The organism is Mycolicibacterium aurum, assembly GCF_900637195.1.
Taxonomy (GTDB): Bacteria; Actinomycetota; Actinomycetes; order Mycobacteriales; family Mycobacteriaceae; genus Mycobacterium; species Mycobacterium aurum.
On record NZ_LR134356.1, the window covers coordinates 3753739 to 3777755 of the forward strand.

The window sequence follows — 24017 nt, forward strand, 5'->3', positions numbered from 1 at the left end:
GCGGGGCGACATATTAGGGTTTAGGCATGACCCAGACGGTGCGCGGTGTGATCTCACGGACGAAAGGCCAACCGGTCGAGGTGGTGGACATCGTCATCCCCGACCCCGGACCGGGCGAGGTGGTTGTCGACATCCAAGCGTGCGGCGTCTGCCATACGGACCTGACGTACCGCGAGGGCGGCATCAACGACGAGTTCCCGTTCCTGCTCGGTCACGAGGCTGCCGGCGTCGTCGAGACGGTCGGCGCCGGGGTGACGAATGTCGAACCGGGTGACTTCGTGGTGCTGAACTGGCGTGCGGTGTGCGGACGATGCCGCGCCTGCAAGCGCGGCCGCCCACACCTGTGCTTCGACACCTTCAACGCCGAACAGAAGATGACCCTCACCGACGGCACCGAGCTGACGCCCGCGCTGGGCATCGGCGCGTTCGCCGACAAGACGCTCGTCCACGAAGGGCAGTGCACCAAGGTCGATCCCGCCGCCGATCCGGCCGCCGCGGGGCTGCTCGGCTGTGGCGTGATGGCGGGTCTGGGTGCCGCGATCAACACCGGGGCGATCAACCGCGACGACACCGTCGCAGTCATCGGCTGCGGCGGCGTGGGTGATGCAGCCATCGCGGGCGCCCGGCTGGTCGGCGCCAAGCGGATCATCGCCGTCGACACCGACAACCGGAAGCTGGACTGGGCCCGCGAGTTCGGGGCGACCCACACGATCAACGCCAAGGAGCTCGACCCGGTGGAGACCATTCACGATCTCACCGACGGCAACGGCGCCGACGTCGTGATCGATGCGGTCGGCCGGCCGGAGACCTGGAAGCAGGCGTTCTACGCACGGGATCTGGCGGGCACCGTGGTTCTGGTCGGGGTGCCGACCCCGGACATGACATTGGAGATGCCGCTCATCGACTTCTTCTCCCGCGGTGGATCTTTGAAGTCGTCGTGGTACGGCGACTGCCTGCCCGAGCGCGACTTCCCCACGCTGATCAGCCTGTACCTGCAGGGCCGCTTCCCTCTGGACAAGTTCGTCTCGGAGCGCATCGGGCTCGACCAGATCGAGGACGCGTTCCACAAGATGCATGCCGGTGAGGTCCTGCGTTCGGTCGTGGTCCTGTGAGCACGGGCGGATCCGCCGGTCCGATCCAGCGACTGGTCACCAGCGGCACCTTCGAACTCGACGGCGGAAGCTGGGACGTCGACAACAACATCTGGCTCGTCGGCGACGACAAAGAGGTGGTGGTGTTCGACGCCGCCCACACCGCGGACCCGATCATCGAGGCAGTTGCAGGCAGGCATGTGCTGGCGGTGGTCTGCACCCACGGGCACAACGACCACGTCACTGTCGCCCCCGCGCTCGGCAAGGCACTCGACGCGCCGGTGCTGTTGCACCCCGCCGACGATGTCCTGTGGCGGATGACGCACCCAGACAGCGATTTTCGTTCGATCGCCGACGGTGACACGTTGCGGGTCGCCGGGACCGAGCTGCGCGCGCTGCACACACCTGGGCACTCCCCCGGTTCGGTGTGCTGGCATGCGCCGGAGCTGAACGCGGTGTTCAGCGGTGACACGCTGTTCCAGGGTGGACCGGGCGCGACCGGGCGCTCGTTCTCCGACTTCCCCACCATCCTGGAGTCGATCTCCGGCCGCCTCGGCACGTTGCCCGGCGAGACCGTGGTCTACACCGGTCACGGCGACACGACCACGGTCGGCGACGAGATCGTGCACTACGACGAATGGGTGGCCAAAGGCAGCTGAGTGCTCAGCCGCCCGGCGGGGTGCTCGGCGTGTAGCCGCCGTCTCCGTCGTCGGTGATGTGCTTGTCCGCCGCCTCGGCGGCCGGCGGACGTTGCCGTGCGGCCTCGGGCGCGTCCTCGGTCAATCGGCGGGTGACATCTGCTTCATCCGATGGCGTCGACATGCTTGGCAGGTACCCCGTCGGCGCCGCTTCGGAACTAGCCACCCAGAACGCGCCGCTTCTCGGCTTCGAACTCCGCCTCCGTCAGTGCTCCTGAAGCACGCAGCGCCGCGAGCGTCTTGAGCTGCTCCAGTCGCACACCCTGGTCGGTGGGCTCGTAGCTGGACAACGGCGGCGGCACCGGGCCGGGCCAGCTCAGCTCGTCGAGGCTCACCGGCGCCGGGGGCACCTGCGGCCGCCGCGCCGAACGCGTTCGCCAGCCGATCGCGGCGAACAGTGCGACGACTCCCACGGCGAGCACCGCGCCGAACCCCCACAGCAGCCCGCCCGGCGAGCTGTCCTTCCCGAACGCCAGCTGCGGGTTGATGTAGCCGTTGACGTTGCCACCGGCCTCGACGTCGTAGACGCCTTCTTCGGCAACCTGAGCGACCCATACTCGCACGCGGACATCGCTGTTCACCGAGGTCGTCGTACCCATGCTCTCGGTGAGCACCGGGTCGGCGACACCCTCGGGCGGAGTGATGCCGACCTGTAGCGGAGGTATCGGGAAGCTGCCATTGGGCCCCCCGGTCACCAGCGTGTGGAAGCTGATCGTCACCTCACCGGCGGGGAGATGAAGGCGGCTCGATCCCGGTATCGGCACCTCGCCGTACGCGTCGTAGTCGTCGAACACGAACGCGCTGAGCACAAGCGATGCCACCAGGCCGCCGCCTCCGACCACCAGCGCCAGGATCGCGCTGATGAGAGCGGCCCGCGGTCCCACCCGTGCCTTCACCCGCTGAGTGTGACACGGGACGTTTGGCGGCGTGTTCATCAACCGAGGACTACCGTTCCACTGATGATGGCTGAATCGAGCATCGTCGTGCGGCCGGAGCCGAGGGACAGCGGTTCCTACAGCGCCGCTTCGCGACTGCAGGCCGCAGGCCTGGCTGCCGCGATCGCCGTCTTCGAGCGGGCGGCCGCCGCGGTACCGCTCCCGGCTGCACCGCAACCTATCGTCATCGCCGACTACGGCGCGGCCAACGGCCTGAACTCACTGCTGCCGATCGGTGCCGCAATCGCAGTACTGCGCACGCGAACCCGTCCCGAGCATTCGGTTCTGGTGGCTCACACCGACCGGCCGGACAACGATTTCACCGAGCTGTTCCGCACGCTGGAAAGCGATCCCGACACATACCTGGACAAAGATCGGGCCACGTTCGCCTCGGCGGTGGGTCGCTCGTTCTACTCCCAGATCCTGCCGTCGAACAGCGTTAACCTCGGCTGGAGTTCCTGGGCCATCCACTGGTTGAGCCGGGTCCCGTGCAGCATCGACGGCCACATCCAGGTCGACTACTGCACCGACGACAGCGTTCGCGCGGCGTATGCCAAGCAGGCCGCGCACGACTGGCACGAGTTCGTCGCCTTCCGCGGTCGCGAGCTGTGTCCCGGTGGCCGGCTGGTCGTGATGACCATGGCGATCGGCGAAGACGGCGAGTTCGGCTACCGCCCACTGCTGTCCGCGCTCGTCGACGCACTCGACGAGGTGGCCGCCGCCGGATTGCTGACCGATGACGAGATGTCCCGAATGTGTATCCCGACGGTCGGGCGGCGCGTCGGTGACTTCGCGGCTCCCTTCGCCCCCTCCGGCCGGTTCGAGGGACTCGACATCGAGCACCTGGACGTGTTCGACGCCGACGACCGTTTCTGGAACCGATATCAGATCGACAAGGATGCAAGGGCTTTCGGGCAGCGGTGGGCCGAATTCGCCCGCGCCTCAGTCTTCCCGGCGCTGTTGATGGCGCTGGACAACGGGGCCATGGATCCGCGCGCGCCGGAGTTCTTCGATCGCCTCGAAGCCGGTGTCGCGACGCGTCTTGCCGCCGCGCCGGAGAAGATGCAGATCCCGCTCGCGCACGTGGTTCTGCACAAACGCCCGAAGAGGTAGGGTCTGCGTGTTCTGCACGCGGGCGATCGCCAGCCGGTACCGGGCGGCAGCCTCGGCGTTGCGGCCCAGCCGGCGCAGCAGGTCGGCCCACACGGCGGGCAGCGCGTGGCCCTCGGACACACGCAGACCCGGCGTCACCTGCAGCGCAGACTCGACGAGGTTGTCGACCGCCACCCACCGCGCTAACGGATGGTGCCGGCCCCGGGAATCAGCGGTAGGTCCAGGGCGGTGACCCAGCCGGGTGAGAGGTCGTTGACGGCCGGCACCGCGTTGAGTGCGCGCAGGCCGGTGGCCAGGCATCCGGCCGCCGCCGCGTCGCGGCCCGAACCGTCGGTGAATCGGAAGGCCGTCTCCTGGAAGATGCTCGGGGTGCCTTCGATGTCGACGCGGTATACGTCGTTCTCGTTGCCCGAGGGCCAGTCCGGCGCGGCATCGTTGCCGATGCGGTTGACGTGCTCGAGCTGGATGCGGTTCTCGCCCTGATACAACCCGTTGATGGTGAACCGGACGGCAGCGACATTGCCAGGCGCGATGACGCCCTTGGCGGTCTTGCGCTCGTCCGGGGTCACCCACTTCTCCCACGTGGTGGTGATCTCGTCGAGCATGATGCCCGCAGCGTGCGCGATCATCGGAACCGTTGCGCCCCAGGCAAATACCAGGATATCGGAGTTCTCCAGCATCGGACGGTACTCAGGCGGCTTGCCGATGCCCATCTCTCTGTCGTAGTCGCCCTCGTAGTTGGTGTAGTCGAGCAGTTCCGACGCGCGCACCTTGCGGACCTCAGAGCACAGCCCCATCAACGTCATCGGGAACAGGTCGTTCGCGAAGCCGGGGTCGATGCCGGTGGTGAAGCACGACGACTCCCCCAGTTCGCAGGCCACCGTGATGGGTTCGATCCAGTTGGGCGGGTTGAGGTGCATGGTGGGCCAGATCCACGGCGTCATCGCGGTGGAGCACACGTCGATGCCCGCGCGAAGGAACCGGGTGATCAGCTCGATGTTGGCGTCGGCGTGTGCCGCGGTGGGCCCGTAGTGCACCAGCGCGTCGGGCTTGAGGTCGATCAGCGCATCGACGTCGTCGGTGGCGATCAGTCCGAGGCTGTGACCGAGCCCGCAGATCTCACCGACGTCGCGGCCGGCCTTGTCGGGGTTGCTGACTCCGACGCCCACCAACTCGAACCTGGGGTGCTTGACCACCTCGGCGATCACCATCTTGCCGACGAAACCGGTCCCCCAGATCACCACACGCTTCGGTTCGATTCCGATCATGCGCATGCCACCTATCGTCTCGTCGGGTCGGGTCGGGATGCGGCGTCAGAAGCAGCGTCGAAGGCCACCGGGCTCGCAGATCAGCGGGTACTGATCGATCGGGATCGGCCCGGGCTGCTTGAACGACAGGGTGAACGGAATGTCGATGATTCCCGGCGGCATGCCGCAGTTACCGGTGTGGGTGATGCTGCGAGTCCCTGAGGTCTCGTTGAACTTGACCACCTCGACCGTCGGCTCCCAGCTGCCGTCCGGGCACTGCATGCCCTCCTTCTTCGGCGTCGTGAAGCTCCACAACCCGCCGACCAGACGGGCGTCGCCGCCGGTCAACCCCGCCGACGGTGCCACGTGGAGCTGACACCCGACGGGCAGGTACAGCGGCTCACGGAGATCGCCGACCACGGGCACGCATGACGGGTAGAAGGTCCAGGTCCCCGACTGGCCCTCGGACACGTAGTTGTAGACGCCTTCCATCACCGGGGTGTCAGCTTGGGCCGGGACAGCCGTGGCCACGGACCCACCGACGAGGACGGCGACCGCGGCCAGACCGCGCAGCATGCTCATGCCCCGCAGTATTTCAGCCGGAGGTGGACAAAGTCACGGGTTTGTCGTCTGCCGCGTGCCGACGGGTTTAGTCGCGCGGCGCATCCGGGTAGAGGACCGGGAGCAGACTCGAGCTCCGGGGTGGTTGCACATGACGAGGACGGCGGCGGTGTACACCGCTGTCCTCGCCATCTGCGCAGTAGTTGCCGCAGGATGCTCCACCGGGCAGCGCGTCGATCTGGGCGACGGAGCGTCCGGTTCGCTGGTGGCGGCCATCGCGGGTGAACCCGATCAGCTCGACCCGCACAAGACCACGGCCTACTTCTCGTTCGAGGTGCTGGAGAACGTATTCGACACACTGGTCGAACCAGACGAGAACCTGCAGATGCAACCCGCGCTGGCCGAGTCGTGGGAGACCAGCGCGGACGAGCTGACCTGGACTTTCCACCTGCGGCCCGGCGTCACGTTCCACGACGGCACCCGGCTCACCGCCGACGACGTCGTCTACTCCTACCGCCGCATCATCGACGAGCAGCTGGCGAACTCCGACAAATTCAGTTCCGTGCAGTCGGTCGAGGCCACCGACCCGGCCACTGTGGTGATCCGGGTGGACCGGCCCACCCCGAACATGTTGACCAACATCGGCGGTTTCAAAGGCATGGCCATCGTGTCACGCGCGAATGTGGAGATCGGTCAGATAGCCACGCATCCCGTCGGGACCGGACCGTTCGAATTCATCGGCCAGAAGAGCGGCGACTCGATCTCCTTGGGCGCCAACCCGAACTACTGGGGTGGCGAACCCGACATCTCGGGGGTGACCTTCCGTTTCATCTCGGAACCGTCCACGGCGCTGTCGGCGTTGCAGGCCGGCGAGGTCGACTGGACCGACTCCGTCCCTCCGCAACGCGTCGCACAACTCGGCAGTGACGACTCGCTGCACCTGGCGGTCACCCCCAGCAACGACTACTGGTACCTCGCGCTGAACGAGGCGCGGGAACCGTGGAACGACGTGCGGGTGCGGCAGGCGATCGCCTACGCCGTCGACCGCGAGGCGATCGTGCAGGCGACCAGCTACGGCACCGCGGCGGCGAACCAGCTTGCGATACCGGAGGGCAATCCGTGGTTCACGCGCTACGACAGGTACCGCGAAGACGGCGAAGCGGGCCTGGAGACAGCGCGAAACCTGCTGCGGGAGGCCGGTGCCGAGCCGCGCAACCTCGACATGCTGGTCACCACGGAATATCCCGAGACCGTCACCGCGGCGCAGATCATCGCCGACAATCTTGCGCCGCTGGGCATTTCGGTCAACATCCGGACTGTCGACTTCGCCACCTGGCTCGACGAACAGAACTCCGGCAACTTCGACATGCTGATGATGGGGTGGCTGGGCAACATCGATCCCGATGACTTCTACTATGCGCAGCACCACACCGACGGGACGAGCAACGCCCAGAAGTTCTCCGACCCCGAGGTCGACCGGCTGCTCGACGCGGGACGCGTCGAGACCGACGAGAACGCCCGCAAGGACGTCTACGCCAAGGCGGCGACGTTGATCGCCGACGAGGTCAGCTACGTCTACCTGTACAACCCGTCGGTGATCCAGGCGTGGAATCCGGCGTTGTCCGGCTATGACGCTCGACGCGATGGCGCGGTCCGATTCCGCGACGCGACGTTGAACGCGGACGGCGGTGCGTAGGTGACCAATCCGATCCTCCGATTCGTCCTGCGCCGGCTGCTGTATTCCGCGGTCGTGCTGTTCGGGGTCCTGATCGTCGTGTTCGCTCTGGTGCACCTGGTGCCCGGCGACCCGGTGAGGATCGCCCTGGGCACCCGGTATACCCCCGAAGCCTATGAAGCACTGCGCACGGCAAGCGGTCTCGACCGTCCCCTGGTGTCACAGTTCTTCGGCTATATCGGCTCGGCACTCACCGGCGATCTCGGTGTCAGCTTCCGCAACGGTGACCCGGTCACGCTGACACTGCTGGAGCGACTGCCCGCCACGTTGTCGCTGGGCTTCGCCGGCATTGTCATCGCCCTGGTGATCGCCCTGCCTGCCGGCATCTACTCGGCGCTGCGCGAAGGCCGGGTCAGCGACGCGCTCGTGCGGGTCACCAGTCAGTTCGGGGTCTCGATACCGGACTTCTGGCTGGGGATCCTGCTGATCGCGCTGTTCTCGACGGTGCTCGGCTGGCTTCCCACCTCGGGCTACCGACCCCTGTTCGAGGATCCGGCCGGATGGCTGCGGCACATCATCCTGCCCGGCCTCACCGTCGGCGTCGTCGCCGCGGCGATCATGACCCGCTACGTCCGGTCCGCGGTGCTCGACGTCGCCGCCATGGGGTACGTGCGCACCGCCCGGTCGAAAGGCCTGTCCCCGCGCGTGGTGACCTTCCGGCACACCGTCCGCAATGCATTGGTGCCGATCCTGACGATCACCGGCATCCAGCTCGCCACCCTGCTCGGCGGAGTGATCGTCGTCGAGGTGGTCTTCGCCTGGCCCGGCCTGGGCCGCTTGGTCTTCAATGCCGTCGCCGCTCGCGACTACCCCCTCATCCAGGGCGCCGTGCTACTCATCGCAGCCCTGTTCCTGGCGATCAACCTGCTCGTCGATGTGCTCTACGCCGTCGCAGACCCGAGGATCCGGCTGGGATGACGACCGTGAACACCGAAGAGTCCGGGCGGCTGTCGTCATGGCGGCTGCTGGCGCGCAACCCGGTGACTCTGCTGAGCACGCTCGTGCTGATCCTCGTCGCTGTCGTTGCGGTCTCGGCGACGTGGATCGCCCCGTACGGCATCAACGATGTCGATGTGCCCAACGCGTTGCAGCCGCCGGGCGGCGCTCACTGGTTCGGCACTGACGAGCTGGGCCGTGACGTGCTGTCGCGCGTGCTTGTCGCCATCCAGGCGTCCATGCGGATCGCGGTGGTGAGCGTGACGTTCGCCGTGGTCGTGGGGGTGGCCGTCGGCGTCGTCGCCGGGTATCGCGGTGGCTGGCTGGACACCGCGCTGATGCGGGTGGTCGACGTGATGTTCGCGTTCCCGGTGCTGCTGCTCGCGCTCGCGGTGGTCGCCATCCTCGGGCCGGGGGTGACGACGACCATGCTGGCGATCGGCATCGTGTACACACCGATCTTCGCGCGGGTGTCCCGCGCGAGCACGCTGGGCGTGCGCACCGAACCGTACGTATCGGCGTCCCGCGCGATGGGCACCGGAGACGTGTACATCCTGCGCCGGCACATCCTGCCGAACATCGCCGGGCCACTCATCGTGCAGACCTCGCTGTCGTTGGCGTTCGCCATCCTCTCCGAGGCGGCACTGTCGTTCCTGGGCTTGGGAATTCAACCTCCCGAACCCTCGCTGGGGCGGATGATCTTCGATTCGCAAGGCTTTGTCACGATGGCCTGGTGGATGGCCGTGTTCCCCGGCGCCGCGATCTTCGTCATCGTGCTGGCGTTCAACCTGTTCGGCGACGGCCTGCGCGACGTCCTCGATCCCAAGCACCGCACCGCCATCGAAGCCAGGAGGCGCGACCGGTGACCGTTCTCGACGTCAGGGACCTGAGCGTGCGTATCGGTGCACGCAGCATCGTCGACAACGTGTCGTTCGACGTCGAGAGGGAGAAGACGGTCGGCATTGTCGGCGAGTCGGGGTCGGGCAAGACCATGACCGTGCTGGCTGCCACCGGTCTGCTCGACGCGCCGGGAGCGCGCGTCAGCGGCACGAGCACGCTCACCGGCGGACCCGACGGCGACCCGGTCCACTTAGTCGGCGCCACTGCGCGTGTGTTGCGCAGCGTTCACGGGGCGCGCATCGGGTTCGTCTTCCAGGACCCCGGCACCTCGTTGAACCCGCTGTTGACGCTGGAACGCCAGATCACCGAATCGCTTGAGACACATCGTCGTATGACGCGGCGCACCGCCAACAGTCGTGCGCTCGAACTGCTCGAGGCGGTCGGCCTGCCCGACCCACAGATGCGCCTGCATGCTTACCCGCACCAGCTCTCCGGCGGGCAGCGTCAGCGTGTGATGATTGCGATCGCTCTGGCATGTGACCCGGAGCTGTTGATCGCCGACGAACCCACCACCGCGCTGGACGTGACGACACAGGCACAGATCATCGACCTGGTGCGGGCGCTGCAGCGCGATTTCGGTACGGCCGTCGTGTGGATCAGCCACGACCTCGGGGTGGTCGGTCAGGTCGCCGACGACGTGACGGTGCTGCGCAACGGCGCGGTGGTGGAACAGGCCCCGATCATGGACGTCTTCGACCGACCACGCGAGGAGTACACGCGCGACCTGCTGGCCGCCCGCCCGGTGCTCGACCGGACGGGTCCGCCCTCCGTCGAGGATGCCGAGACGCTGCTCCAGGTCGACGGGCTCGACGTCCGGTTCGCGGTCTCGACTCCCGTGGGCCGTTCGACGGTGCATGCGGTGAAGGATGTGAGCTTCCAGATCCGGCGCGGCACAACCCTGGGCCTCGTCGGCGAATCCGGATCGGGAAAGTCGACGGTCGCGGCGGCGCTGACGGGGCTGGTGAAGCCCGACTCCGGTACGGCGACACTGGCCGGTGCAGATGTCCTGCATGTCAAAGGCGCCGCCGCCAAGGGCATTCGCCGGCGAATCGGCATGGTGTTCCAGGATCCGTTCGCATCGTTGAATCCGCGTGCCCGGGTGGACAGTTCGATCGCGGAACCACTGCTGGTGCACAAATTGGTGGACGGCAAAGAGGCCCACGGACGCCGCGTCGAAGAGCTGATCGACCTCGTGGGACTTCCGGCCGAGTTCGCGCAGCGCTACCCGCATGAGCTCTCCGGCGGGCAGCGGCAGCGCATCAGCATTGCCCGCGCCCTGGCCGCAGAACCGGATCTGTTGATCCTGGACGAGGCGACGGCGTCGTTGGACGTGTCGGTGCAGGCTCGGGTGCTCGATCTGCTGTCACGGCTGCAGGCCGAGCTGGGCCTGACGTATCTGCTGATCGGTCACGATCTGGCCGTCATCCGCCAGCTCAGCCATGAGGTCCTCGTGATGCGCGACGGTGTCGTCGTCGAAAATCGCTCGTCCGACGAGCTTTTCGCCGCACCTCAGCAGGAGTACACGCGCGCGCTGCTCGCCGCAGTCCCGCCTGTGCGCCCGCGAGCCGCCACAGGACCGCCCACCGCCGTCTGACCGGCGTCAGGCCCGTGAGAAAGTCGTGGGCATGAATCAGCTGAGCGGCAAGGTCGCATTGGTCACGGGGGCGTCGGCAGGTCTGGGAGCGGCTACGGCCAGACTGTTCGCCGAACGGGGTGCCACCGTGTTCGGCATCGCACGGGACGCAGAGCGCATGGCCGAGGTGTTCGCCGACATCCCCGGCGGGAGTTACTCATCGGTAGATGTCACCTCACCCGCCGCGTGTGCACAGGCGGTCAGCGATTGCGTCGCCACGTTCGGCAGGCTCGACGTCCTGGCCAACATCGCCGGATTCCACAAGATGCGGCACACGGTCACGATGACCGACGACGACTGGGCGATGGATCTGTCGGTGAACCTGAACGGTCCGTTCTACCTCTGCCGCGCCGCATTGCCCCACTTGCTGGAGACGGGCGGCAACATTGTCAACGTCGCATCGATCGCCGGGGTCGAAGGGGAGGTCTACTCGGCCGGCTACTGTGCCGCCAAGCACGGACTGATCGGGCTGACCCGGGCGCTGGCCATCGAGTTCACCAAGGAGAAGGTTCGAGTCAACGCAATCTGTCCCGGCGGAATGCCGACCGCGCAGAGCACCGAGTTCGAGGCGCCGGAGAATGCCGACTGGGACCTGATCATGCGCATCGCTTCCCCGCGCGGCTTCATGGAGACCGAGGACGTCGCCAAGACGATCGCGTTCCTGGCGAGCGATGATGCCGCGGCGATCCACGGAGCGGTCTACCGGGTCGACAACGGCAAGGGCGCCGGCTGACCCACGCCCTGATGGACATCTGTCCACTATTACGCCTTCTGACGCTGCTCATCGTCTCCGCGGTGGCGTAGCAACGAGCTCGGCCGGCCGCCAGGCGGGTGACCGATATGGCTGGCCAGAACACTTCTCGTCCATGAATTGCGCTTCAGCGCGCCTCCAACCTAAACTGGACAAGTGTCCAGTACAGATCGGTGCCGATCAGTCCGCGGGGTCATTCGATGGCCTATGTGATCACACAGAACTGCTGCAAGGACGCCAGTTGCGTACCGGTCTGCCCGGTGGACTGCATCCGACCGGCCGGCGGTATCGGCGAGTTCACCGGCACCGAGATGCTCTACATCGACCCGGAATCCTGCATCGATTGCGGTGCCTGCATGGACGAGTGCCCGGTCGACGCGATCCACTACGACGAAGACCTGCCCGAGAACCTGCTGCGATTCCGCGACCTCAACGCGGCGTACTTTGAACGCCACCCGCTGACTCCCGATTCGGCGTCGGCGCCCAAACAGCACTCCCCTGTCGCAGCCGGATCGCTGCGCGTCGCCGTGGTCGGTTCGGGGCCCGCGGCCTGCTACGCCGCGGACGCGCTGATCGCCGTAGACGGTGTGGAGGTCGACCTGTTCGAGCGGCTCCCCACTCCGTTCGGCCTGATCAGGGCGGGCGTTGCGCCGGACCATCAGAGCACGAAGTCGGTCGTGGACCTTTTCGCATCCGCCTTCGCCAACAAGCGTTTCGGATGTCACCTCAACGTCGAGGTCGGCACGCACCTCAGTCACGAGGAGCTCCTCGATCATCACCACGCGGTGATCTACGCCGTCGGGTCGTCGTCGAGTCGCAATCTCGGAATCGTCGGGGAACAGCTGCCAGGCAGCTATCCGGCGTCTGAGATGGTCGGTTGGTACAACGGCCATCCCGACCACGCCGAGCATGAGTTCGACCTGTCGGGCCGGCGCGCAGTGATCGTGGGCAACGGCAACGTGGCCCTCGATGTCGCCAGGGTGCTGCTGATGTCCCACGACGAGCTGACGAGTACCGACATCGCCACCCATGCGCTGGATGCGTTGTCCGGCAGTTCGATCGAGGAGGTGATCGTCCTGGGTCGGCGCGGACCTCGGTCGGCCGCATTCTCGGTCGGCGAGTTCCTGGCGCTGGGCCACGTCCCCGGCGTCGACGTGGTGATCGACGGCGTCGAAGCATCGGAGCTGGCGGCCGACCCCGAAGACGACGTCGAGACGGCGACCAAGCTGGAGATAGCCCGCGACTACGCGCAGCGCGCGTCGACGCCGGGGAACAAGCGCATTGTGTTCCGATTCCACTGCACCCCAACGTCATTCGAAGGCACGGCGGCGGTGACGGGCGTGCGGGTCACGCGCACCGACGACGGCAGTAACGACGACGAGCTCATCGAGACGTCGTTGGTGTTGCGGTCCATCGGTTATCGGGGAGTGCCCCTGCCCGGTCTGCCGTTCGATCAGTCCAGCGGCACCGTCCCCCACGACCGAGGCCGGGTGACCGATGAGTCGGGACACCCGATGCCCGGCGTCTACGTGACCGGCTGGATCAAGCGCGGACCGCAGGGGGTGATCGGCACGAACCGCTCCTGCGCCGAAGAGACGGTGGCCGCCCTCCTCGCCGACTTCGACGACGGTGCGCTCACGCGGACCGTCGCGGACCGAGAAGCGCTGCGGGCGTTGATGGATCAACGCGGCATTGCCCCGGTGACGTGGAGCGGCTGGCGGGCGATCGATTCCGCCGAACGTGAACGTGGTACGGCGACGTCCCGGCCGAGAGTGAAATTCGTTGCGGTCGAGGACCTTCTCACCGCGGCCCGGTCGACGTCGGGATGACAGACTGCCGCCCTGCGTGGAATCAGAAGGGTGGTGGTTGGTAGGTTTCGGCGAGCCAGGCGCGGTGTTGGCGTTCACGTTCGGCGTTGATCTGGATGCGTTGTCGCCGCTCGCGGGCGATGCGGGCCTTGCGGTCCTGTTCGTGGGTTCTGCTGCGCCGCGGCATCATCGCTGTCTTGCTGGACCCTTCTGCCTGGGGCACCGCGACCTCGGGCACCGGGGCGGTAGGCACCCGCAAGGACGGGAACAACAGGCCCCCGAGGGGCTCGGTTTCATAGACGTGCCCCGTCGGTGAGGTCACCACGATCGTGCCGTCACAACGCTGCTCATCCGTCCACCCGTTGACCCCGGTCAGGAACGTCTTCACGATGTGATGGGTCCGGCAGTAATGCTTGAGCCCGGAGGCATGAGTGACCCCGAACGGCCACGGCGTCGTATGGTCCACATCGCAGCGCTGCACCGGATCATCACACCCCGGGAACCGGCACGTCAGATCCCGCCACCGCAGAAAGTCTTTCAACCCCGCCGACGGACGGTAGCCGTTCTCCGGCCCGGGACCGGGCAGCCGCACCGGCACGAGCTTCGCCGTCTTGGCTGCGGCGCGCACCTGCTCGGCCAGAAGCACCCCGAATCCGGACAGATAACCCGCCTTGTCGCCGGTGCCCTCCACCGTGGCCTGCTCGGCCAGGATATGAATCACCACCTGCGCAGCCGATTCCCCGACCCCAGCCGCTGTGCAGTCCCTCGATCCGCACTGGCAGGCCAGACTCGACTCCCCCCGACCCAGTGCACCCGCGGAGTCGGCGCGCCGCTGGTTGCGGCTGCGTGGATCGTTGGGGCACACCGTGGCCGCCACCGCGTCCAGGCGCTGATCCAACGCCGCAGCGTCCTCGGAGTTGAGCACACCCCCGGCGTAGGCCATCCCCGGCACATCCGGGGCAACATCGAAGTACCGGTTGTCTTTCGCGATCGGCGGCACCCGCACCCCAGCCGGATCGAAATCAGCCACCCACAGGTCGACGCGATCACGCAGCTTGTTCTTCGACAACCGCATCCAGCGGCTCAACTTCGGCGCCAACGCCTCATCAAGAGCACCGATCACCTCATCCTCGACGTTCTCCGTGCGCATCAGAACCATCGCCACCATGCGGTAATCGATGTCGCCCCGGGCGAACGCATCAGCAACCCTGGGCAACCGGGTATGCAACGACACCGCCCAATCCACTTGGCTTCTCGCGCGCGATCGGCTGATGTTCTGCGCCGCCGACACCTCAGCAGCGACCGCCACATGCACATCAGTGCGCACCATGCCTGCCTCGACATAGGAGCGCTTCCGCTGCTGGAACAGCGCCGCCACCGCCGCCAACCGCTGCGCGATCGCCGCCGACTCCGCCCGCGCCGCCACACCCATCGCATCGACGAGTTCCCTCGGCGTAGCAGAGTCGAACATGCGTTCGATTATATGGTGGTCCACTGACTCAAACTTTCTGTCATGGCCGCGCTATTCACAGCGGGCCGCGGAGGAGGTTGAGTGGGTCATGGTCCGATCACGACGAACGAAGATCCCGGCTGAGGAGAAGACGCGGCTGGTACTGGCGGTGCTGGCCGGAGAAATGACCGGTGCCGAAGCAGCTCGACGGTGTGGAGTGGCCCCAACCCAGGTCACCAAGTGGAAGCACCAGTTCCTCGAAGCCGGTGCCCAGCGCATGGAAGAAGTGCCCAGCGGCCCGGCCGGGCGTGCCGGCACCCCTGAGCAACGTCGGCTGCGTCAGGAGAACGAGGAACTCAAGCTGGCGTTGGCTGAGGCCACGGTGCAGCTCCGGATCTGGCAGCGCGGAGCAGCCTGGGCAGACCAAGTCCCTTCGCGGACCTCGAAACCCTAAGAGAGGCAGCCGGTCTGCCGGTTTCGAGGTTCGCATCGCTAGCCGGCATCCCGGAGCGGACCTACCGACGCCGGCTGGCACGTCTGCGTGCCGGTGATCCGGTCAAGGGGCCCTGGCCGGCGCCGGTGGTCGATCGCATCGAAGCGATCGCGGCCAAGTACGCCGAAGCTTGGCCGGCCTGGGGCTACCGCAAGATCGCCGCACTCATGCGCGCCGACGGTTATGAGGTCACTAACTCCTCGGTGCAACGAGCGTTGCGCCGACGCGGTCTGCTCTTGCCTCAGGGCTTCCGGGCCGACCGCAAATCGTGGGCAGTGCTGCGCCGGCGCGTCTTTCACGACCCCCCAACCGAACGCAACCGTGTCTGGCAGACCGACTTCTCTGAATTCGAAACCGCCCACGGCGGCATCTGGCGCATCAGCGCGGTCATCGACTACGTCACCAAATACTGCCTGTCCATCACCGACACCCCTACCGGCCGCGGTCGCGACGCCGTGCACTGCGTGCGCCTCGCGGTCGAAGAAGCCACCCGTGTGCTCAACCTCGCCGACCTGCGACTTGATCGCGGCGAAATGGACGTCCTTGACGCCGAAGACACCATCATCGGACGCGCACCCGCTCCCATCGCGCTGGTCTCCGACAACGGACCCTGCTACCGCGGAAAAGACTTCCAAACACTGTTCACCGGCCACGACCCTGTCCTGCGCCACATCCGCACCCGGATCAAGTCTCCACAAACCAACGGCGTCATCGAGCGCTTCTTCGGAACCCTGAAATACGAGCACCTGTTCCGCGGCTACATCGGCGACGGCGACGCACTCGACATGGAAGCCCACCGCTTCCGCATCATCTACAACACCATCCGACCCCACCAAGCACTGGCCGACCGCACCCCCAAACAGGCCTACCTCGACGCCCAGAGCCTGCCAAAAACTTGACTCAAGACAACCGGGGTACGACACATTGAGGCGGTCCGAGCCGTCTCACTCGGCGAGCGCGGCCTACAGCTTGAACCGTCCCGCGAATCCACGTAGCGGGAGATCGGCGCTCGTGATGATGCCGGGGCGCGCTGCAACGACCGATTTGATGGAGGCGAGTGCCGGCATGCCGGTCACCGTCATCCCGATGGACGCGAAGCTGCTGGGATCGGAGAGATCCACGCCTGGCTTCGGGAAGATCATGTGTTTGTTGTAGATGTTCGGGTCACCCTTGATCTGGGTGATGTAGCAGCCCTTGATATCCCAGCTCGGATCGGTGTGCGGGGTCATCTGCCACTCCAGATGCGTCTCGACGCGCGGAACGCCGTCGACCATGCCCTGGTACTTGATGTAGTTGCCGCCCAACGAGCCCTTCGGTAGCTGGTACCACCCCAGGTCGACGTCCTTGGTACAGGCTCCGAGCTCATAGCTGAACTTCACCTCGTCAAGCGTCAGATCGAAGCAGTCGGCCATCATGTAGACGCTGTCAGCGAACACCCGCGTGTATTTCTCCAGCTTGCCTGGGATTTCAGGGTCGTCGACGGGCTGGCCGTAACCGACCTCGATCCAGGTGTCCTTGGAGTGATGGCAGGAGACGTCGACGGATTCGATCGTGGTGACGTTCTCGATCTCGGCGACGTCCGCTGAGCACACCACGCCCAGGATCTGGTTGACGCCGGGATTCATCCCGGTGCCGTAGAACGTGGAACCGCCCTTCTCACAGGCTTCTTGGAGCAGCTGGGTGACCGGCTTTCCCGAGTGATGCGGGTGGTTGCGGTCGCGGTGCCAGCCGGTGATCCAGTCGGCGGTGGTGACGATGTTGATCCCGGCTTCGAGCACCTTGACATAGAGGTCCTCGTCGGGGAACACGCCATGAAACGTGAGTACGTCGGGACGGGCGGCGATGATCTCCTCGATCGTGCCGGTGGCGGTCACCCCATTGGGCGCCAGCCCGGCGAGTTCACCCGCGTCCCTGCCGATCTTGTCCGGCGAATAGCAGTGCACACCAACGAGTTCGAGATCCGGCTGGTCGGCCATCCTCTTGATCATCTCGGAACCGACGTTGCCGGTCGCCACCTGGAAAACCTTGATCGCCATGCGAAGCCTTTCTGAGAACGCTGTGGTCAGTGCGCGGAACGCGCGGCCAGCTCGGCGGCGCTGCCGCCCTTACCGTCGGGATAGAACTTGAGCGCCCACTTGCGGATTGCGGTGAAACCCTCGAGCTCCGAACTCGCAAGCGCAGGGGGGTCGGAGTAGCGCTGATGCGCCCAGATGTGGATGTCCTGGCTGAACTGCCGGATCACCTCGGCGCCGAAGTCGCGCGCCTTCGCCTCTGCGCGTGCCGGGTCTTTGGCCGAGCCCGCCGGCGGACGCCCGATGTAGACCATGAACCGCACGTCGGAGGTGGACTCGTCGACCGGAGTGATCGCCGAGATGGTGCGGTTGTCGATCATCCCCCAACTCTTCGTCACCGCGATGCCGAGTCCACCGTTGATGGCTTCAACGCCACTGTTGATGTCCTCGATCTTCTGTCCGTCATCACCTTCGAAAGTGATGGTGAAGTCGACATAGGACACCGGATCGTCGAAGTCGTGACGCGTGAACACCGGCACGATCGGGGTCTGGTGCACGTACTTGAAATGCGCAAAATCCACCCCGTTCTCCAACACGTACTGCGGATGCATCTCCAGGCCCTGCTGGAACAACCGCTGCTGCGGGTAGTAGTCCCCGGCACCGCGCGTGTCGCCGAAGTCGGCGAAGATGTCCGGCGCTTCGAAGAACGGCTCGCGGTTCTCGATGTCGTGCCAGATGTACACCGACTCGTTGCGCTCCACCACCGGATAGGTCTTGATCCGGCGGCCCCGGTTGGGACGGTCCTCGTAGGGGATACACACGTTGCGCCCCTGCTGATTCCACTGCCAGCCGTGGAACGGGCACTGCAGAACCTCGCCGTGGACCGTGCCGCCGTAGCCAAGATGTGCGCCCAGGTGTTCGCAGTAGGCATTCATCACCGTGATCTGGCCGGACTCGGCGCGCCACGCGACCATCTCCTGGTCGAAGTACTTCATGGTGTGGATGTCACCGATGCCGATCTCGTCGGCCCAGGCGACCTGAAACCAGCCGGTCGGCTTCATCGACAAGGGCGGCTTAGCCATCCGTGAATGATAGAACACTCAATGAAAGAAGCATAGTGGGTTCTACGAAATGCTAGTCTCTCCGCATGACCGAGGCGGCCGAGTCGGCGGGGATCGGTGCTGCGGCGCCTGTGCGCCGCACAAATCGGCGCGGCCAGGCCACCCGCGAGAACATGTTGGAGGCGGCGCTGCGCTCGCTGGCATCGGGTGAGCCCGGTTCGGTATCGGCCAACCGGATCGCCAAGGACATCGGCGCCACCTGGGGCGCAGTGCAATACCAGTTCGGCGACGCCGACGGCTTCTGGGCCGCTGTGCTGCACCGCACCGCCGAGCGTCGCGCCGACGTGTTCGGTTCCGTGGACGCCGGGGCCTCGTTGCGTGACCGCGTCGCCGCCATCATCGACACGCTGTATGACGGTCTGGCAGAGCCGGATTCGAGAGCGATCGAGAATCTTCGGGCCGCACTCCCCCGCGACCACGCCGAACTGGAACGCCAGTATCCGCAGACCGCCGCCGAACTGTACTCGTGGGGACAGTCGTGGCTGGAAACCTGCCGCAGCGCGTTCGCCGGACTCGGCATCGACCCCGAGCGGCTCCGCGAGGTCGCCACCTTGATCCCCGGAGCAATGCGGGGTCTGGTCTCGGAGCGCCAGCTCGGCTCCTACGCCGACCTGGACGTGGCGCGCCGCGGACTGACCAACGCACTGGTCGCCTATCTGCAGTCCTCGGAATGACTCACGCCCACAACGACATCAGTGTCACGTAACACGTCGTGCCGACGAGGATGCTGAGCAGTGCCTGACCCCGCCACAGATGCAGTCCTGCTGTCACCGCCACGGCGATCGCGAGCCAGAGGACCTGCGTTCCGGTGTCGCCGACCACCGTCTGCAGCGTGTAGATCGCCAGGATCACCATGACGCCGACCGGCATGTGCACGCTGAGGTAGGTGACCACCCGGCTCTCCCGCAGCGGAGCCAGCGCGGCGAACGGCAGCGCGCGTAGCGCCCAGGTGATCGCGGAGCTGACCAGGACCAGCAGTGCGATGTAACCGTTGTCAGGCACGGTCGGCCCTGCGCTGCACCATCATCCGTACCAGTAACACACCTGTGAACGCCGCGAAGGCGCACACCAACATCTGACCGGGAACCACCAGCCACGCAATGACCGCACATGCCGCCGCGCACACCGCCGTGAGCCGGTCCGGCCGCTGCCGATACGCGTCGATGCCGAGCACGATGAACAGTGCGGTCAACGCGAAGTCGAGCCCCACCAGCCGATCGATGGGCAACGCCTCGCCGACCAGACCGCCGAGGGTCGCACCGGCAACCCACAGCAGATGAAAGCACAGCTGCATCAGCAGGATCGGCCGGGTGGTCCACGTCCGAGCCTCCGGGCTGACGCCGACTGCGTAGGCCTCGTCAGACAGCGTGTAGGTGCTGTAGACCTTGGCCGCCACACCGTGGACCCGGTGCAGGGGGAACGACAGCGCGTAGAACACGTGCCGTGAGTTCACCACGAACGTGGTCAGCGCCACCGTCGCCAGAGGCGCGGCCGTCGCAGCGAGGTGCACCATGAGGAATTCCAGCGACCCGGCGTAGATGACCGCGGCGAACACCGGTGCCCACCACCACGCCAGCCCGGCGTGCACCACCAGCAGTCCCAACGCAGTACCGAGCGGGATGAACGCGAGCCCGATCGGCGCCGACAAGGCCAGGACGGTACGCAGCGAGTGGTCGGGCTCCGGACTGTGCGACAAGCAAAACACCTCCTGAACGTGGTATCGCCAGCTAGCTTTTCACGAGTGAAGATCTTCGACGAGTGGCGGCACGACGGCACGGTGTTGCCGTGGAGATCCACCACGGCGGCCAACGACGGAACCGAGGTCGAAGTGTTCAGCCGCCGCTGTGGGACCCCGGACGCTCCCGCACTCGTCTGCGTGCACGGCTTCCCGACCTCCGGCATCGACTACTACGGACTGAGCCGCGAACTGGCATCCGAGTTCGATATCTACGTACTGGACTTCCCCGGCTACGGGTTGTCGGGTAAGCCGCAGGAACCGTATGTCTATTCGCTCTACGACGACGCCCGGCTCCTCGTGCATGCGATCACCGACGTGTGGCAGCTGAACGAGTACCGGATGGTCACCCACGACCGCGGCAGCAGCATCGGCATGATCGCGCTCGGGATGCTGGACGACGCCGGCCGGCTTCCCGCCGACGTCTTCATGACGAATGCGAACATCTTTCTGCCGCTGGCGAACCTGACCGCATTCCAGGTGGCACTCCTCGACGACAACACCGGCAGGGCGACCGCGGCCGCCGTCACCGCTGAGATGCTGGCCACTGGGCTGGGCGCGACCACGTTCATGCCTCGACGATCGCTGGACGACCCCGAGATCGCAGCGTTGGCGCAATGTTTCGCGTACAACGACGGAATCCGGGTGCTGCCTGACACAGTCAGGTACCTGCACGAGCGCGCCGCCGACGAAACCGGCTGGCTGCAACGCTTGTCGACCATCGACGTCGACACCACGCTGGTCTGGGGACTGCACGACAGCGTTGCGCCCCTGCGCGTGGCCAACCACGTGTGGCAGTCCTACCTCAAGACCAAGCCGGGCCGGAACCGCTACTGGGTGGTGCCCGGTGCCGACCACTACCTGCAGTGCGACGCACCCGGGGAGCTGGCTGAGATCATCCGGCTGACCGCGCAGGGCACCGCTGTCGCCCTTCAGACCCTCGGTGATCGACCCGACGGTGCCGTGCTGGTGGATCAGACAGCGACGGCCGATGATGCTGCCGCACCGTAGATTTCGACTGCATCGAAGGCGGCGGCGATGGCGCTGCGTTGCGCCGAGGTGAGGCCCTGCGCCTGAGCGGCGCTGAGCACCGCAGCCCGGCCGTCGACGAACGTGGCGGTGGAGTTCAGCCGCCCCAGCGAGTGGTAGAACACCGTGGCCCACGTCTGCGCCGAGACGCCGCTGGTTGCGACGTCGGTCATCATCAGGTACGCAGCGTGGCCGAAGATGGTGCTGTTGACGTGCTCGCCGCCGTCGTCGCCCGATCCGGTGTAGCGGCTGCTGTATCTGGTTCGGTACGGCCCGTAGGACGTCGTGATCGCACTGGGATTGGCCAGGTTTCGGATGGCGCCGAGGTCGGAGTCCTCTCCGATCAGCCAGCGACCGGCGTCGGTCTTGCCCTCGATCAACAGGCCCAGGATGTCGGCGTATGCCTCGTTGAGCGCTCCGGACTCGCCGTAGTCCAGCACCGGCGCGCCGTTGCCGACGACGCTGGTGACCACCGCGTGGGTGTATTCATGGGCGACGATGTCGAGCGCCGCCTGCAGGTAACCCTTGTCGCCGAAGGCGAATTGCTTGATGGTGGGGTCCCAGAAGGCGTTTGCGTACCCCGTGCCCGTTTTCGGGTTGTACTTGATGCTGACGATGATCGGCGCGCCCGCATTGTCATACGACGTGCGGCCCAGCACGTCGGCGAAGAAGTCGTAGACCACCGCGGTGTTGGCGTGCGCGGACACCGCCGCCTTGTCCCAGCCGAGCCAGCTGCGCTTGACCACCTTGCCCGGCAGGGTCGGGCCGCCCAGTCCCCACATGCTGTAGGAAGTCTTGTAGGTCGTGATGCCGCGGCCGCCGTCGACCATTTCGGTAGTGCGGAACCACAGCACGGTCCTGGTATCGACCGTGATGGCGCGGGAGTCTCCGAGCCAGTCGTTGGCCGTGGTGACCGAGGCGACGGGCTGTACAGCCGAGAACGTCACGATGACCTCGCCCGCTGTGGCTCCGTCGGCCTGGATCAGATAGGTCGCGCCGGGCGAGGACATGTCGCCCGTGTCCGGCAGCCGGACAACCGCCCGCCAGGCCAGGCTGGGCGCAATCTCGTCGTCGAGCGCCTGGACGACCAGCTCCGAGGTGAATGTGCTCAGCGACAGCAGCTTGTCGAGGTCACCGGGCCGGGCGCCGGTTCCGAGGAACGCCGTCCCCGCGATCAGATGCACTTCGGCGGCCTCGTCGACCGAAGCGTCGGGGGTCACGTCGAACCCCTCGCCGATGCCGCGGTAGTAGTTGAACACGCTGGTGACGTGACCCTCGGCATCGGTCACGAGAATCACTTCGCTCCCGAGGACGGGTATGCCGCGGTAGTTCTCGGCAAAGCGATAGAAGTGCTCGGCGGTGTCGCCCATGCCGGCGCTCGAGGTGGTGACGGCGGCCGGATCGGCGAACCCGGCGACGGCGCCGAATACGGGTGCCAGCGCGTTGAGTACAGCAGCTGCATCGGCGGCGTTGACCACCACCTCATCGGTGAATCGGCCCTCGATGACGCTGACGGCGCCCCTGCGGTCGGTCACGATCCCGACGCCGTCGCGCGACGCCAGCTCGCCGATGTCATACGTCGGCGAAACGCCCTGCCTCACTGGGCTTCCCGAGGCCACGACGACCGTCACCTCGGTCGGCTTGCTGAGCCCGAGCAGACCGAGCAGGCCGTGTACGTGGAACGGGTTGCCGGAGGTGTCGTCGATCCGGACGGTGAACTGGTCGGCACGGCCCGCAGCGGAAGCACCGGGGACGTAGCTGAAGTGGCCCTGTGCGTCGATGCTGACCCGGCCGTAGGCGGGCCCCGCGGCGAGGGTGTAGGTGAGGGCGACGTCGTCGTAGTCGACGGCGTTGAGGCTGCCGGTCACGGTGCCGCCGGGGCCGGGGCCCGAGATCGTCACGTCGGCGGTCGGGCGTTGATTGTTCCAGGTGTACTGGGTCTGGCGGACCGCGAGCCAGAGGGATTGGACCAGCGCCGAGACCGGTGTCGCGGGGGCGGGTCCGTTGCCGGCCAGCGGCCGCACCCCCACCCACGTCAGCAGATCGGAGAAGATGGTCTCGACGGTGACAGGTCGCGCACTCACCAGGGTGCGCACCGTTCCGGCCGACGTCGTCGGGACTGTGACGGTTGCCGATAGGGGCTTTGTCGCCGCTGCGGTACTGACCGCGTCAGTGACTGAGGCCGTATCTGCGGGCGAGTCATCCCGGGGCGCCGCGGCCGAGTCGCCGATCGAGTCCTCACCGGCCTCGCTGTCGACGTCCGTGCTGTCAGCGGTGACGGTTGAACGCTGCCGCGAGCTGACGCCCCGGTCGTCGGCCCTGGCATCAGATGTCTCGTCGGCGACGTCGCGGTCTGCCGCCTCGTCCGCCTCTTCGGCCTCAGCGGCCTCTTCGGCCTCGCGTGCCTCAGCGGTCAGGTCGGCGTCGGTCTCGTCGTCGTCGGCGGAATCTGGCGAACTGTCGCCCGTCGAGGCGTCGGCGTCGGTCGCAGCGGACGGGGCCGACGCCGACGGACCGGCGTCGGACGTCTCGCCGGACTGGGTGGCGCCCGCAGATTCGGATGGACTTGCGGCGGCAACACCCTGGCCGACCACCAGGCCCATCCCTATCCCGGCGAGCACGACGCCGGAGTAGACGCCGCGCCAGGGCAAGTTCGGTGTGCGAGGTGTAGAGCACCAGTCCATGTCGACCCCCCAGCCGTTGACCGTTGGGCAGACCGTACCACCCGCCAGCAAACTCACCGAGGTTCTGACGGTATTGGCGATTCGA

Annotated in this window: 23 protein-coding genes; 13 read left to right on the top strand and 10 right to left on the bottom strand. The window is 66.5% G+C overall.

Translation table 11 applies throughout. The features are described 5' to 3' along the window. Positions 1-26 precede the first annotated feature (26 nt). Both EL337_RS17525 and EL337_RS17530 read left to right on the top strand, forming a co-directional pair. Complete coding sequence (locus tag EL337_RS17525) at positions 27-1112, top strand: S-(hydroxymethyl)mycothiol dehydrogenase (RefSeq protein WP_048631824.1); 1086 nt, start codon at positions 27-29, stop codon at positions 1110-1112. Then, complete coding sequence (locus EL337_RS17530; protein WP_048631825.1) at positions 1109-1750, top strand: MBL fold metallo-hydrolase; 642 nt, start codon at positions 1109-1111, stop codon at positions 1748-1750. The genes EL337_RS17525 and EL337_RS17530 overlap by 4 nt, the downstream gene beginning before the upstream one ends. 4 nt (positions 1751-1754) lie before the next feature. On the opposite strand, the gene EL337_RS28760 is transcribed toward EL337_RS17530, so the two are convergent. Together EL337_RS28760 and EL337_RS17535 are read right to left on the bottom strand one after the other, a co-directional pair. After that, complete coding sequence (locus EL337_RS28760; RefSeq protein WP_157866307.1) at positions 1755-1913, bottom strand: hypothetical protein; 159 nt, start codon at positions 1911-1913, stop codon at positions 1755-1757. 34 nt (positions 1914-1947) lie between these two features. Then, positions 1948-2685 carry an SHOCT domain-containing protein gene (locus tag EL337_RS17535; protein ID WP_048631826.1) on the bottom strand — a complete coding sequence of 246 codons (738 nt, stop codon included), beginning with the start codon at positions 2683-2685 and terminating at the stop codon, positions 1948-1950. Between the two features lie 66 nt (positions 2686-2751). Here EL337_RS17535 and EL337_RS17540 point away from each other — a divergent pair, with 66 nt between their 5' ends. Next, positions 2752-3837 (top strand): class I SAM-dependent methyltransferase, encoded by a 1086-nt coding sequence (locus tag EL337_RS17540; protein ID WP_048631886.1) that lies wholly within the window; start codon positions 2752-2754, stop codon positions 3835-3837. Positions 3838-4019: 182 nt separating this feature from the next. On the opposite strand, the gene EL337_RS17545 is transcribed toward EL337_RS17540, so the two are convergent. After that, positions 4020-5105 (bottom strand): NAD(P)H-dependent amine dehydrogenase family protein, encoded by a 1086-nt coding sequence (locus EL337_RS17545; protein ID WP_048631887.1) that lies wholly within the window; start codon positions 5103-5105, stop codon positions 4020-4022. Between the two features lie 45 nt (positions 5106-5150). After that, positions 5151-5666, bottom strand: a complete 516-nt coding sequence (locus tag EL337_RS17550) for a hypothetical protein (protein WP_048631827.1) — start codon at positions 5664-5666, stop codon at positions 5151-5153. Between the two features lie 130 nt (positions 5667-5796). Here EL337_RS17550 and EL337_RS17555 point away from each other — a divergent pair, with 130 nt between their 5' ends. From EL337_RS17555 to EL337_RS17580, 6 genes are all read left to right on the top strand, one after another. After that, positions 5797-7341, top strand: coding sequence for an ABC transporter substrate-binding protein (locus tag EL337_RS17555; RefSeq protein WP_048631828.1), 1545 nt, complete (start codon positions 5797-5799; stop codon positions 7339-7341). Continuing rightward, a complete protein-coding gene (locus tag EL337_RS17560; RefSeq protein WP_048631829.1) occupies positions 7342-8298 on the top strand; it encodes an ABC transporter permease in 957 nt (318 codons plus the stop codon). Beyond that, on the top strand, positions 8295-9182 hold the full coding sequence (locus EL337_RS17565; RefSeq protein ID WP_048631830.1) for an ABC transporter permease: 888 nt from the start codon (positions 8295-8297) through the stop codon (positions 9180-9182). The genes EL337_RS17560 and EL337_RS17565 overlap by 4 nt, the downstream gene beginning before the upstream one ends. Next, entirely contained in the window at positions 9179-10810 is a 1632-nt protein-coding gene (locus EL337_RS17570; RefSeq protein ID WP_048631831.1) for a dipeptide ABC transporter ATP-binding protein, read from the top strand. Before EL337_RS17565 ends, EL337_RS17570 begins: the two co-directional genes overlap by 4 nt. A gap of 31 nt (positions 10811-10841) precedes the next feature. Beyond that, complete coding sequence (locus EL337_RS17575) at positions 10842-11582, top strand: SDR family NAD(P)-dependent oxidoreductase (RefSeq protein WP_048631832.1); 741 nt, start codon at positions 10842-10844, stop codon at positions 11580-11582. Between the two features lie 218 nt (positions 11583-11800). Beyond that, entirely contained in the window at positions 11801-13429 is a 1629-nt protein-coding gene (locus EL337_RS17580) for an FAD-dependent oxidoreductase (RefSeq protein WP_048631833.1), read from the top strand. A 22-nt stretch (positions 13430-13451) separates the two neighbouring features. On the opposite strand, the gene EL337_RS17585 is transcribed toward EL337_RS17580, so the two are convergent. Continuing rightward, positions 13452-14879, bottom strand: a complete 1428-nt coding sequence (locus tag EL337_RS17585) for an HNH endonuclease signature motif containing protein (protein WP_048631834.1) — start codon at positions 14877-14879, stop codon at positions 13452-13454. A gap of 88 nt (positions 14880-14967) precedes the next feature. Here EL337_RS17585 and EL337_RS17590 point away from each other — a divergent pair, with 88 nt between their 5' ends. Together EL337_RS17590 and EL337_RS17595 are read left to right on the top strand one after the other, a co-directional pair. After that, positions 14968-15312, top strand: a complete 345-nt coding sequence (locus EL337_RS17590) for a transposase (RefSeq protein WP_083443034.1) — start codon at positions 14968-14970, stop codon at positions 15310-15312. A 206-nt stretch (positions 15313-15518) separates the two neighbouring features. Next, a complete protein-coding gene (locus tag EL337_RS17595) occupies positions 15519-16250 on the top strand; it encodes an integrase core domain-containing protein (protein ID WP_197724121.1) in 732 nt (243 codons plus the stop codon). A gap of 63 nt (positions 16251-16313) precedes the next feature. On the opposite strand, the gene EL337_RS17600 is transcribed toward EL337_RS17595, so the two are convergent. Together EL337_RS17600 and EL337_RS17605 are read right to left on the bottom strand one after the other, a co-directional pair. After that, positions 16314-17387, bottom strand: coding sequence for an NAD(P)H-dependent amine dehydrogenase family protein (locus tag EL337_RS17600; RefSeq protein ID WP_048631837.1), 1074 nt, complete (start codon positions 17385-17387; stop codon positions 16314-16316). 26 nt (positions 17388-17413) lie between these two features. Beyond that, positions 17414-18445, bottom strand: a complete 1032-nt coding sequence (locus EL337_RS17605) for an aromatic ring-hydroxylating dioxygenase subunit alpha (protein ID WP_048631838.1) — start codon at positions 18443-18445, stop codon at positions 17414-17416. A gap of 65 nt (positions 18446-18510) precedes the next feature. Here EL337_RS17605 and EL337_RS17610 point away from each other — a divergent pair, with 65 nt between their 5' ends. Further along, complete coding sequence (locus EL337_RS17610) at positions 18511-19158, top strand: TetR/AcrR family transcriptional regulator (RefSeq protein ID WP_048631839.1); 648 nt, start codon at positions 18511-18513, stop codon at positions 19156-19158. A 1-nt stretch (position 19159) separates the two neighbouring features. On the opposite strand, the gene EL337_RS17615 is transcribed toward EL337_RS17610, so the two are convergent. After that, the gene (locus EL337_RS17615) at positions 19160-19486 is read right to left on the bottom strand and encodes a branched-chain amino acid transport AzlD family protein (protein ID WP_048631840.1); all 327 of its coding nucleotides are present in this window, start codon (positions 19484-19486) and stop codon (positions 19160-19162) included. Continuing rightward, entirely contained in the window at positions 19479-20180 is a 702-nt protein-coding gene (locus EL337_RS17620; RefSeq protein WP_109860073.1) for an AzlC family ABC transporter permease, read from the bottom strand. Before EL337_RS17620 ends, EL337_RS17615 begins: the two co-directional genes overlap by 8 nt. A 45-nt stretch (positions 20181-20225) precedes the next feature. Here EL337_RS17620 and EL337_RS17625 point away from each other — a divergent pair, with 45 nt between their 5' ends. Further along, complete coding sequence (locus tag EL337_RS17625) at positions 20226-21230, top strand: alpha/beta fold hydrolase (protein WP_048631841.1); 1005 nt, start codon at positions 20226-20228, stop codon at positions 21228-21230. Here EL337_RS17625 and EL337_RS17630 read toward each other — a convergent pair. Further along, positions 21194-23989 carry a M4 family metallopeptidase gene (locus EL337_RS17630; protein WP_232786764.1) on the bottom strand — a complete coding sequence of 932 codons (2796 nt, stop codon included), beginning with the start codon at positions 23987-23989 and terminating at the stop codon, positions 21194-21196. The genes EL337_RS17625 and EL337_RS17630 overlap by 37 nt on opposite strands. Positions 23990-24017 lie beyond the last annotated feature (28 nt).